Origin of the sequence: Mesorhizobium humile, from assembly GCF_033977215.1 — a bacterium.
GTDB lineage: Bacteria > Pseudomonadota > Alphaproteobacteria > Rhizobiales > Rhizobiaceae > Mesorhizobium > Mesorhizobium humile.
The window spans coordinates 71,354-83,489 of the sequence record NZ_JAVIIV010000025.1 but is presented as its reverse complement, the minus strand read 5'-3'; the positions used below and the strand labels follow the sequence as shown (position 1 = coordinate 83,489).

The 12,136-nt window shown below is 64.3% G+C and carries 10 protein-coding genes and 1 pseudogene; 8 read left to right on the top strand and 3 right to left on the bottom strand.

All coding sequences use genetic code 11. The features are described from left to right. The 3 genes and pseudogenes from RFM52_RS28170 to RFM52_RS28160 all read right to left on the bottom strand — a co-directional run. Nucleotides 1-215 (bottom strand): annotated as a pseudogene (locus RFM52_RS28170) (glutamine--fructose-6-phosphate transaminase (isomerizing)); the annotation flags it as partial. 235 nt (nt 216-450) lie between these two features. After that, on the bottom strand, nt 451-1,818 hold the full coding sequence (gene glmU, locus RFM52_RS28165; RefSeq protein ID WP_320295548.1) for a bifunctional UDP-N-acetylglucosamine diphosphorylase/glucosamine-1-phosphate N-acetyltransferase GlmU: 1,368 nt from the start codon (nt 1,816-1,818) through the stop codon (nt 451-453). A 145-nt stretch (nt 1,819-1,963) separates the two neighbouring features. Beyond that, a complete protein-coding gene (locus RFM52_RS28160) occupies nt 1,964-2,710 on the bottom strand; it encodes a cytochrome c biogenesis CcdA family protein (RefSeq protein WP_320295547.1) in 747 nt (248 codons plus the stop codon). A 163-nt stretch (nt 2,711-2,873) separates the two neighbouring features. On the opposite strand from RFM52_RS28160, the gene RFM52_RS28155 reads away from it, so the two are divergent. The 8 genes from RFM52_RS28155 (at nt 2,874) to rpmG (ending at nt 11,818) form a co-directional block, all read left to right on the top strand. Beyond that, nucleotides 2,874-3,251: a COG4315 family predicted lipoprotein gene (locus RFM52_RS28155; protein WP_320295546.1), complete on the top strand. Its 378-nt coding sequence runs from the start codon at nt 2,874-2,876 to the stop codon at nt 3,249-3,251. Between the two features lie 335 nt (nt 3,252-3,586). After that, nucleotides 3,587-6,154 (top strand): type I DNA topoisomerase, encoded by a 2,568-nt coding sequence (topA, locus tag RFM52_RS28150; RefSeq protein WP_320295545.1) that lies wholly within the window; start codon nt 3,587-3,589, stop codon nt 6,152-6,154. Nucleotides 6,155-6,160: 6 nt separating this feature from the next. After that, nucleotides 6,161-8,470 (top strand): ribonuclease R, encoded by a 2,310-nt coding sequence (rnr, locus tag RFM52_RS28145; protein WP_320295544.1) that lies wholly within the window; start codon nt 6,161-6,163, stop codon nt 8,468-8,470. After that, the gene (locus RFM52_RS28140) at nt 8,470-8,913 is read left to right on the top strand and encodes a DUF983 domain-containing protein (RefSeq protein ID WP_320295571.1); all 444 of its coding nucleotides are present in this window, start codon (nt 8,470-8,472) and stop codon (nt 8,911-8,913) included. Before rnr ends, RFM52_RS28140 begins: the two co-directional genes overlap by 1 nt. Before the next feature lie 92 nt (nt 8,914-9,005). Then, entirely contained in the window at nt 9,006-9,746 is a 741-nt protein-coding gene (locus tag RFM52_RS28135; RefSeq protein WP_320295543.1) for an NUDIX hydrolase, read from the top strand. Between the two features lie 20 nt (nt 9,747-9,766). Continuing rightward, nucleotides 9,767-10,942, top strand: coding sequence for an MFS transporter (locus RFM52_RS28130; protein ID WP_320295542.1), 1,176 nt, complete (start codon nt 9,767-9,769; stop codon nt 10,940-10,942). Between the two features lie 93 nt (nt 10,943-11,035). Further along, complete coding sequence (locus RFM52_RS28125; protein WP_320295541.1) at nt 11,036-11,494, top strand: YqfO family protein; 459 nt, start codon at nt 11,036-11,038, stop codon at nt 11,492-11,494. Between the two features lie 156 nt (nt 11,495-11,650). Next, nucleotides 11,651-11,818, top strand: a complete 168-nt coding sequence (gene rpmG / locus RFM52_RS28120; RefSeq protein ID WP_006201775.1) for a 50S ribosomal protein L33 — start codon at nt 11,651-11,653, stop codon at nt 11,816-11,818. Nucleotides 11,819-12,136: the final 318 nt, after the last annotated feature.

The window sequence follows — 12,136 nt, the reverse complement described above, 5'->3', positions numbered from 1 at the left end:
GTGTGACCGATGCCGATCGTGCCGTCGAGCGGCTCTTCCTTCAGCCGGCGTTCAAGGTTGATGAGCTTGCCCTCGGCGCGGCGGCGGCCAAGCTCACCCTTCTCAATGGTGGCGACACCGGCCGAGTCGTAGCCGCGGTATTCGAGCCGCCTCAACGCATCGACGATGAGCGGCGCGACTTGGCTTCGGCCAACGATTCCAACGATACCGCACATGGCGCTTGCCCCCGATTCCCAGCGGAAAATCCGGCGTTATCTAGGGACTGCCGGCCTGCCGCGAAAGTCACTTTGCGTTTCGTTCCGTGTCAGCGGAACGGTTCTTTGCCAAGGCACAATGCCAGACTGCGCTTGCAATCCGGTTACCTGAACCGCTCGGGTTTTCAGGGCCCAGGTTTTCCACTCGTTCATATCTGATCGAGCAGCGACCGCCTCCCGAAGGAGGTGCTGAAGATCATTCCGCGGCCTTCTTCTTCGCCGCAGCGGCCGAGGCGAAGCGCTCGCGCAGCTCCTTGCCCTTGCCGGGGATCGTCTTCTGGCGGGCACGGCCGAAGGCCAGAGCGTCGTCGGGCACGCTCTCGGTGATCACGCTGCCGGAGGCGATATAGCCGCCCTTGCCGATCGTGACCGGCGCTACCAGCGAGGAGTTCGAGCCGACAAAGGCCCCCTCGCCGATATCGGTGAAGAATTTCGAGTAGCCGTCATAATTGCAGGTGATGGTGCCGGCGCCGATATTGGCCGCGGCCCCGACACGCGCATCGCCGATATAGGTCAGATGGTTGACCTTGGCGCCCTCCTCGATCGTCGCCTGCTTGACCTCGCAGAAATTGCCGACCTTTGCCTTGTTGCGAAGATCAGCGCCCGGCCTGAGCCGCGCGAAGGGCCCGACATCGCAATTGGACGCGATCGTCGCGCCCTCGATATGGCTGAAGGCGTGGATCTTGGCGGCCGAAGCGATCCTGACGCCCGGCCCGAACCAGACATTCGGCTCGACGATCGTGTCGGCGCCGATCTCGGTATCGTGCGAGAAATAGACGGTCTCGGGCGCAATCAGCGTCACGCCCGCCATCATCGCCTCGCGCCGCCGGCGCGCCTGCCAGACCCGCTCCGCCTCGGCAAGCTCGGCCCGGTTGTTGATGCCGAGCGCGTTTTCGAAACTGGCTTCCGTCGCCACCACGCTGAGGCCTTGCGCGCCGGCGATCTCGACGATGTCGGTCAGGTAGAACTCACCCTTGGCATTGTCGTTGCCGACTTTTTCGAGCAATTGCAGCGCCTGGTCGCCGGCAATGGCCATCATTCCCGCATTGCAGAAGGTGATCTTCTTCTCGTCCTCGCTGCAATCCTTCTCCTCGATGATGGCAAAGAGCTTTCCGCGTCTTTCGATCAGGCGCCCGTATCCGGTTGGGTTTGGAGTGCGAAAGCCAATGACGACGACGGCCGCACCCTCTGCCAGCTTTTGCCGCGCGGCTGCCAGCGCTTGCGCATCGATCAGCGGCGTGTCGCCGAACATGACGAGAATATCGTCATAACCTTTTGATATCGCTTCGCGAGCGGCAAGCACCGCATGCGCGGTGCCGAGCCGCTTCTCCTGCACGAAAGTCTCCGCCTTCGGCGCGAATTTCTGCGCCGCCTTGCGCATCTCGTCGGCGCCGTGGCCGATCACCAGCGCCAGGCCTGTTGCACCGGCGGCCTCCGCCGCCTTCACGACATGCGCCACCATAGGCAAGCCGGCAATGGCGTGCAGCACCTTGGGCATGGCGCTTTTCATGCGCGTGCCTTCGCCGGCGGCGAGAATGACGGACAGGCAGGATCTCTGGCTCATGAAATGGCAACCATGTGAAAGGGCTTGAATCAACGCATGCTAGCAGCGGGGTGATGCTGCACCAATGCGGTTAAATTCCGGTGAGGTGGGAGAGCAGCTGACTCTGAGCGGGTCCGCCATTCGATCTGGTGCTGCGCGCCCGGCCCTACCCCAGCCGCCCCAGCACCGGAAAATTCTCCAGCAGCCAGTAGGACGCGCTCTGCACGCCGCCTGTGAGGAAGAACACGCCGGCGACGACCAGCAGCGCGCCGATCGCCTTTTCGACGCGGCCGAGATGGACGCGGAATTTGCCGAGGAAGCGCATGAAGGCGCCGGAAAACAGCGCCGCGATCAGGAACGGGATGCCGAGGCCGAGCGAATAGGCCGCGAGCAGCAGTGCGCCCTCGCCCACCGTCTCGCGCCCGCCGGCCAAAGTCAGGATCGGTCCCAGCACCGGGCCGATGCAGGGCGTCCAGCCAAAGGCGAAGGCCAGCCCCATGACATAGGCGGCGATCATGCTGGCGGGCTTGCCCTGCGACTGGAAGCGCGCCTCGCGCGACAAGAGCGGAATGCGCAGGATGCCGAGGAAGTTCAGGCCCATGATGATGATCAGCGCGCCAGCCACCATCGCCAGCGGCTCCTGCCAGACGCGGAGCAGGTGGCCGATGGTCGAAGCGCCGGCGCCGAGCGCAACGAAGACGGTCGAGAAGCCGAGCACGAAAGCGAGCGAAGCATAGAGCAGCGCGCCGCGCGCGCCTTCCTTTGCCGTCACGCTTTGATTGCCGCGGAAATCGTCGACCGAAACGCCGGCCATGTAGCAGAGATAGGGCGGCACCAGAGGCAGCACGCATGGCGACAGGAACGAGATCGCCCCTGCTCCGACCGCGCTGACATAGCCGATGTCCAATGCCATTTCGTCCGCCCTGCTTGTGCTGGCGACGATATAGCGACGCGGATGGCGCTTCGCCAATCACCATTGTGTGGCACGTCGCCGCTTCGCCAAGGAAGAAACAGCCGCGCCAGGGCGTTGACATAGCCAGCGCGGAACTTCCGCGCGTGTTCTCAGGGAGATTGTCATGAAATCGATCGCACTCGGGTTTGCCGCACTTTTGCTCGGCACCGCCGCGTCCCATGCCGCCGAAGCGTGGAAGGAAGCCGAAGTCGGCGGCACCAAGATCTACACCGATGCCAAGGGCATGACGCTTTACACTTTCGACAAGGACGAAAAGGGCAAGTCCACCTGCTACGACAAATGCGCCGCCAACTGGCCGCCGCTGAAGGCCGAGGCCGGCGCCAAGGCAGACGATGAATGGACTGTTATCGACCGCACAGACGGCTCCAAGATGTGGGCCTATAATGGCAAGCCGGTCTACACCTTCGTCAAGGACAAGAAGGCCGGTGACATGAGCGGCGAAGGCGTCGCCGGCGCCTGGCATGTCGTCAAGGCCGATTGAACCTGCCCTCGCCACCGCCTGGCTGGAGGGTGGCTGCCGGGTCTCTCTCGACTCGGCAGCCGGCAATCCCTTTCCGATCCGAGCCGCTTCGACGATCGTCTTGCGACAAGAGCGCACGACCGTATCTCATGTGATCGAGACGCGGACCTCGCCATCCCCAAAAAATGTGATCTTTGCCATACACTCTAAGAGTGTATCGCCGATCGCCGCTTCCCAAATTGCCCGCCTCCCCTTGACCGATTGCAAAAGCGCGGCCATGTGAGCGACGAAAAGAGTGGGATTTCGTCGCGCGTCGCGGAGTTCTTCCGCCACCTCACAGCTGATTAAGAGACCTCATGGACGTCGTCGTCGTCGAATCGCCGGCCAAGGCGAAGACAATCAACAAATATCTCGGCAAGAACTATAAGGTTCTGGCCTCGTTCGGCCATGTCCGCGATCTGCCGGCCAAGGACGGCTCGGTGCGCCCCGACGAGGACTTCGCCATGTCCTGGTCGGTCGACACCGCGTCGGGCAAGCGCCTGGCCGACATCGCCAAGGCGGTCAAGGATGCCGACGGCCTGATCCTCGCCACCGACCCCGATCGCGAGGGCGAGGCGATTTCCTGGCACGTGCTCGAAGTCCTGAAGCAGAAGCGCGCGCTGAAGGACAAGCCGGTCAGCCGCGTCGTCTTCAACGCCATCACCAAGGCCTCGGTGCTGGATGCGATGGCCAATCCGCGCCAGATCGACGCGCCGCTGGTCGACGCCTACCTCGCCCGTCGCGCGCTGGATTATCTCGTCGGCTTCACGCTGTCGCCGGTGCTGTGGCGCAAGCTGCCGGGCGCCCGTTCCGCAGGCCGCGTGCAGTCGGTGGCGCTGCGCCTGGTCAGCGACCGCGAATCCGAGATCGAGCGCTTCATCCGCGAGGAATACTGGCAGATCGCCGCCATCCTCAACACGCCCCGCAACGACAGTTTCGAGGCGCGGCTGACCGCCTTCGCCGGCAAGAAGCTGCAGAAGCTCGACATCGCAAACAAGGCGCAGGCCGACGACATCAAGGGTATGCTCGAAGGCGCGACCTTCAAGGCTTTGTCGGTCGAGGCCAAGCCGACAAAACGCAATCCCGGCCCGCCCTTCACCACATCGACGCTGCAGCAGGCGGCATCGTCTGGGCTCGGCTTCTCGGCCACCCGCACCATGCAGGTGGCGCAGAAACTCTATGAAGGCATGGATGTCGGCGGCGAGACCGCCGGCCTCATCACCTATATGCGTACCGACGGCGTGCAGATGGCGCCGGAGGCGATCGAAGCCGCGCGCGACGCCATCGTCAGCGAGTTCGGCGCGAAATACCTGCCGGAAAAGCCGCGTTTCTACACCACCAAGGCCAAGAACGCCCAGGAAGCGCACGAGGCGATCCGCCCGACCGATTTCAAGCGCACCCCGACTTCCGTTCGGCAATATCTCGATGCCGACCAGGCGCGCCTCTACGAGCTGATCTGGAAGCGCGCCATCGCCAGCCAGATGCAGCCGGCCGAGATCGAACGCACCACGGTCGAGATCGAGGCGGTCAACGGCGCCCGCACCGCGGAGCTGCGCGCGATTGGCTCGGTCATCCGTTTCGACGGCTTCATTGCCGCCTATACCGACCAGAAGGACGAGGACGCGGAGGACGAGGAGAGCCGCCGTCTGCCCGAGATCCGTTCCGGCGAGCAGCTTGCCCGCCAGGCGATCAACGCCACCCAGCACACGACCGAGCCGCCGCCGCGCTATTCCGAGGCGTCGCTGATCAAGAAGCTGGAAGAACTGGGCATCGGCCGGCCGTCGACCTACACCGCGATCCTGAAGACGCTCGAGGACCGCGACTACGTCACCATCGACCGGCGCCGGCTGGTGCCGCAGGCCAAGGGCCGGCTGCTCTCGGCCTTCCTCGAAAGCTTCTTCGAGCGCTACGTCGAATATGACTTCACCGCCTCGCTCGAGGAGAAGCTCGACGAGATTTCCGACGGCAAGCTCGCCTGGAAGGACGTTCTGCGCGACTTCTGGAAGGATTTCTCCGGCGCCGTCGACGACATCAAGGAACTGCGTGTGACCGACGTGCTCGACGCGCTCAATGAGGAACTTGCGCCGCTTGTCTTCCCGGAACGCGAGGACGGCTCCAACCCGCGCATCTGCCCGAAATGCGGCTCGGGAAACCTCTCGCTAAAGCTCGGCAAGTTCGGCGCCTTCGTCGGCTGCTCGAACTATCCCGAATGCTCCTACACCCGCCAGCTCGGCGACGCCGCCAACCCCAATGGCGAGAACGGCAATGGCGACGACGGCGTCAAGCTGCTCGGCAAGGATCCCTACACCGCCGAGGAAATCACGCTGAGGAGCGGCCGTTTCGGCCCCTATATCCAGCGCGGCGAAGGCAAGGAGGCCAAGCGCTCGAGCCTGCCCAAGGGCTGGACGCCCGAGTCGATCGACCACGAGAAGGCGCTGGCGTTGCTGGCCCTGCCGCGCGATGTCGGCAAGCATCCGGAGACTGGCAAGATGATCTCGGCCGGCCTCGGACGCTACGGGCCGTTCGTGCTGCATGACGGCACCTATGCCAATCTGGAAAGCATCGAGGACGTATTCTCGATTGGCTTGAACCGCGCCGTCTCGGTGATTGCCGAGAAGCAGCAGAAGGGCAAGGGCGGCCGCAACGGCGCCACGCCCGCGGCGCTCAAGGACCTTGGCGACCATCCCGATGGCGGCGGCAAGATCGTCGTGCGCGACGGCAAATACGGTCCCTATGTCAATTACGGCAAGGTCAATGCGACGCTGCCCAAGGGCAAGGACCCGCAATCGGTGACGATGGAAGAAGCGCTCGCTCTGATTGCCGAGAAGGAAGCCAAGGGCGGAGGCGGCAAGAAGCCCTTCCGTCGGGGCGCGAAGAAGGGGTAGCGGGACGTGGCGCGCAGGATCTCCGGAAGAAGCCACGGCGATCCGCGCAACGCCGACACGAGGGCCAAGGTGGTCAAGGACGATTACCGGCCCTCGCGCGACGAGTTGCTGCGCTACATCGCCGAAAATCCCGACCGGTCCGGCAAGCGCGAGATCGCCAAGGCCTTCGCCCTTCGCGGCGACGACCGCATCTGGCTCAAGGATATGCTGCGCGACCTTCAGGACGAGGGCCTGTTGACGAAGGAGCGCAAGCGGCTCTCCCGTGTGGGCGCCGTGCCTCACGTCGCGGTGCTCGATATTTTCGGCCGTGACGACGACGGCGTGCTTCTGGCGCATCCGAACGAATACACCGGCAATGGCTCGCCGCCCGTCATCGCCATCCGCATTTCGCGCGGCGCCAGCGGCCCGGTGCCCGGCATCGGCGACCGCGTTTTAGCCAAGACCTTCCCGACCGACGATCCGTCGGGCCCCGCCTATACCGGCCGGGTGATGAAGATCTTCGAGAAGCGCAGCGACGCGGTGCTCGGTGTCTTCCGCGTGCTGAAGGACGGCACGTTCCGCATCGAGCCCGTCGAACGGCGGCAGCCGGAACTGATCGTCGACAAGGAATTCCAGAACGGCGCCAGGAACGGCGATCTCGTCGAGGTCGAGCCGGCGCGGGCATCCCGCTACGGACTGCCCAGGGCAAAGGTGCTGGCGGTGCTGGGATCGCTGAGCAGCGAGAAGGCGGTCTCGATGATCGCCATCCACGCCCACGACATTCCCCATGTCTTTCCGGCAGACGTGATCGCCGAGGCCGAAGCGGTGAAGCCGGCGACGCTCGATCACCGCGAGGATTGGCGCGATCTGCCGCTGGTGACGATCGATCCGGCCGACGCGAAGGACCATGACGACGCCGTCTTCGCCGCGCCCGATGCGGACGAGAAGAATCCCGGAGGCGTCGTCGTCACCGTGGCGATCGCCGATGTCGCCGCCTATGTTCGCTACGGCACGCCGCTCGACCGCGAGGCCTTGAAGCGCGGCAATTCGGTCTATTTTCCGGACCGCGTCGTGCCGATGCTTCCCGAACGCATCTCCAACAACCTCTGCTCGCTGCGCGAGGGCGAGGACCGACCGGCCATCGCCGTGCGCATGACCTTCTCCTCGGAAGGCCGCAAGCTCAGGCATTCCTTCCACCGCGTGATGATGAAGTCGGCCGCCAAGCTTGCCTACCCGCAGGCGCAAGCCGCGATCGACGGCGTGCCTGACGACAAGACGAAGCCGATCCTCGATAGCGTCCTGAAGCCGCTTTGGGATGCCTATTCGGTGCTCAGGCGCGGCCGCGACTCCCGCCAGCCACTGGAGCTCGACCTGCCGGAGCGCAAGATCCTGCTGAAACCCGACGGCACGGTCGATCGCGTCACCGTGCCGGAGCGTCTCGACGCGCACAAGCTCATCGAGGAGTTCATGATCCAGGCCAATGTCGCGGCCGCCGAGACATTGGAGGGCAGGAAAGAACCCCTCGTCTACCGCATCCACGACGCGCCGTCGCTGGCCAAGCAGGAATCGCTGCGCGAATTCCTGCAGACACTCAGCCTGTCGCTGGCGCGCGGCGCGCAGATGCGGCCCAGCCAATTCAACGGCATTCTGGAGCGGGTGCGCGGCGCCGACAACGAGGCGCTGGTCAACGAAGTGGTGCTGCGCTCGCAGAGCCAGGCCGAGTACTCGCCGAAGAACATCGGCCATTTCGGTCTCAACCTCAGGCGCTACGCGCATTTCACCTCGCCAATCCGCCGCTATGCCGATCTGATCGTGCACCGCGGGCTGATCGCCGCACTTGGTCTGGGTCCCGGTGGCTTGACGCAGCAGGAGGCGGACAGGCTGGAAGAGGTCGCAGCGCTGATCTCGGCCACGGAACGCCGCGCCATGGCCGCCGAGCGCGACACGGTCGACCGGCTGATCGCCGCCTATCTGGCCGAGCGCGTCAACGACACGTTCGACGCGCGCATCTCCGGCGTCACCAAGGCGGGGCTCTTTGTCCAATTGCCGCAGTACGGCGCCGATGGCTTTATTCCGGTGTCAAGTTTGGGCGGCGACTACTATATCTACGACGAAACCGCCCGATCGCTGTTCGGGGAACGCACCGGCAAAGGCTATCAGCTTGCCGACCGCGTCGAAGTCCGGCTAGTCGAGGTCGCGCCAATGGCCGGCGCGATGCGTTTCGAGATGCTGACCGACCCGAAGCCCCTGCCCGGCTCGAAGCGGTCGTTCCACAAGGCCAAGGGCCGCGCCCGCGCGTCGCAATCGCGCACCGGTCCGCGCGGCAGGAGAAGATGATGCCAGGCGATATGCGCGTGGAAGAACAGGTTTTCGGCGGCGAGCATCACTCCGGCCGCGTGGCGCGTCCGCTGTGGACGGCGATCAAGCGCGGCTTGCTCGGCCGCTGCCCGCATTGCGGCAAAGGGAAGCTGTTCAGCGCCTTCGTGAAGCCCGTGGACAAGTGCGAGGTCTGCGGCGAGGAACTGCACCACCATCGCGCCGACGACCTGCCTGCCTATCTGGTCATCGTCATTGTCGGCCATATCGTGGTTGGCTCGTTCATGATCGTGGAGGCCGCCACCACGCTGTCGACATGGCAGCACGCGCTGATCTGGGTGCCGCTGACCATCATTCTCGCTCTCGTGCTGCTGCAGCCGGTCAAGGGCGCCGTCATCGGCCTGCAATGGGCGCTGTATATGCACGGCTTCGGCGACGAGAAGGACGAATTCGAGAGCCATTGATAAGCCAGGTCTCGCCGCTGCCCGGCCCTGGTGCAAAGGCAGCGACGAGCAAGCCACTTTCGCATCCGGGAAGTTTCCGCTAGGTCGAGCGCATGGAACGAATGACCAAGGCGGATGTCGACAAGCTCGATAAGGGCCTGGCCGTGCGCAGCGGCCGGGCGCTGCGTCCGCGCGATGCCGCGACCCTCATTCTCCTCGACCGCAAGGGCAAGGACGTTCTGGTGCTGATGGGCCGGCGCCACGCCCGCCATGCCTTCATGCCCGGGAAATTCGTCTTCCCCGGCGGCCGCACCGATCCGGCGGACAGCCGCATTTACGTCGGCGCCCCCCTGCCCGGCGAAGAAGAGAAAAAGCTGCTCGCGGGTCCTGGCCGCGCGAGCGCGGCGCGGGCGCGGGCAATCGCCCTGTCGGCGATTCGCGAGACCTATGAGGAAGCCGGCCTGCTGATCGGCCGCAAGGGCGCCTTCTCGACCGTAAAGCGCGACTGGCAGGGTTTCGCCGAACATGGCGTGGTCCCGTCGCTGGACGTGCTTCGCTTCATCGCCCGCGCCATCACCCCGCCCAATCGCGTGCGCCGTTTCGATACGCGTTTCTTCAGCGCATGGCGCCAAGACGTTGCCGTGGAGTTGCCCGGCGGCGGTCCGACCAACGAGTTGGAGGAACTCGTCTGGCTGCCGCTCGCCGATGCCCGCAAGGCCGACATCCCCGACATCACAGGCATGATCCTGGAAGAACTGCAAAGTCGGCTTGCCGACGATCCCTTGCTGCGGCCGGGGGGCGCCGTGCCGTTCTTCCGGCTCGTCCGCAACCGCTTTGTCCGCGAAGTCCTTTAGAAGCAGAGCATTTTGATCCCATGACGGTCGATACCCAACAACAGGGCGACGAACGCGTACACTGGCTGCCGATGATCGCGGCGATCTCCTCGATCAGCGTCGTCGGCATCGCCATCGGCCTCGGCATGCCACTGCTCAGTGTCATCCTGGAGACACGCGGCCACTCGGCCTCGATGATCGGCCTCAACACGGCGGTTGCTGGCCTGGCCTCGATCGCCGGTGCGCCGCTCGCCACGCCTTTAGCCATGCGGCTCGGCGTCGCCTGGACCATGCTGTCGATGATTGCCATCGGCGCGCTGGCCTTTGTCGGCTTCCACTTCGCGCCAGATTTCTGGATGTGGTTTCCGCTCCGCGTCGTGCTGCACATTTCGCTCACGGTGCTGTTCATCCTGTCGGAGTTCTGGATCAGCACCTCCGCGCCGCCGCACCGGCGCGGCCTCGTGCTCGGCATATACGCCACGGTGCTGTCGCTCGGCTTTGCCGCCGGGCCGTGGCTGTTCGCTCATCTCGGAAGCTCGGGGTTCAGACCCTTTGGCGTCATCATCGCCCTGGTGACGCTGGCCGCGATTCCCGTGCTGGCGGCACGCAAGGAGAGTCCGACCATCGTCGCCGACAGCGAGACCAGCCACTTCCTGCGCTACATCTGGCTGGTGCCGACCGCCACTTTCGCCGTGCTGGTCTTCGGCGCGGTCGAGACCGGCGGCTTCGCGCTCTTCCCGGTCTATGGCAACCGCATCGGTTATTCAGAAGCCGACGCGGCGCTGCTTTTGACCATGATCGGTCTCGGCAATGTGCTGCTGCAGATCCCGATCGGCATGATCAGCGACCGCATTTCAGACCGGCGCTACCTGCTCCTGATCTGCGCCACGGTAGGGCTGATCGGAACCGCCTTCATGCCGTTCTTCGCCCAGAACTGGCATCTGATGGCGGCGCTTCTGTTCGTTTGGGGCGGCGTCGTGGCGGCCATGTACACGATCGGCCTTGCCCATCTCGGCTCGCAGCTTTCCGGCCATGAGCTTGCCTCCGCCAACGCGGCCTTCGTGCTTTGCTATGGCGTCGGCATGGTGCTGGGTCCGCAGGCGATCGGCATCGGCATGGATGCGTTCGGCCCCTCGGGCTTCGGCTGGTCGCTGGCGATCTTCTTCGCCGCCTACATGCTTCTGGTCCTGGTCAGGCTGGTGCGCAAGATTCTGTAGAAGAACGTAGCCGAAGCTTCGGGCATCCTGACATCACCATGTCAGCAGCACCCCTGCTATACCCTGTCTCCAACGCGAGGTAGGAGAATTGCTATGATCGACAGCGGCTTTGAAACCAGATCCCTCAGGATGGAATTGCTTCTGCTCGTCACATTCCAGGCGCCGGCCGCCGATGTCGAGCGCATCATGGAGGCAGTGGTGGCGATCACGCCGCTGCGCATGGGCAAATATGACAGCAACGCCTATCAGTCGGCGCAAGGCGTCGAGCGCTATCGGCCGCTCGAAGGCGCCGCCGCTGGCGCCGAGACGGAATTGCGCCGGCGGCCCGGCACCGTCGAAGTGTCGTTCGAGATCGCCGACGACCAGGCGCTCGCCACTCGTGTCGTCGAGGCGATATTCCAGGCCCACTCCTATCAGGAGCCCGTCATCCGCATCCAACCGCTGCTCGCCAGCCGTTCCAAGGGTCTTGACGACCATGCCAATCCCAACCGCTGGTGGAACACCACGGGCGACTGGAAAAAAACCGCTCAGCGGATCGAGGAGAACGCCTGAAGCAGCGAAATCAGCCGTGCCGAGATGAGGCAAGGACGGCGCCCGGGCTTGACTTTCCGGGCGCGTTCTTTATGTGTCGCGCCAAGTTTCCCGCGTCCGGGTGTTTTCCCCGTGCTCCAGCGGCCAAAACTCCACGAACATTAACGGACGAAAATCATGGCCAAAGCCGCAAACATCAAGATCAAGCTTCTATCGACCGCCGACACCGGGTTCTTCTACGTCACCAGCAAGAACAGCCGTACCAAGACGGACAAGCTCTCGTTCCGCAAGTACGATCCGGTTGCCAAGAAGCACGTCGAGTTCAAGGAAACCAAGATCAAGTAATCTGGTTATCCTGAGAAATCAAAACGCCGCCTTCCGGGCGGCGTTTTTGTTTTTGGAAAGACCCCAGGAAAAGTCGGACACGGCTTTCCGACAAGAGGAAGCCGCGCGGCTGTCCGCGCAAGCTTCCGATGTCGGTTTTTGAGAAAAAGGGGGCCGGTCGGCGTTTGGCAGCGGTACGAGGAGGCCACTATGTGCCAGCGCCGGCCGGCCGACCCCACGGACCCAGGAGATGCGGCGGACCTGAGCATCATGGGGTATTTTCTGGATCGAGCCGGCTAGTCTACCCTCGTGCCGGCCTCGTCTTCGGTCTATGCATCG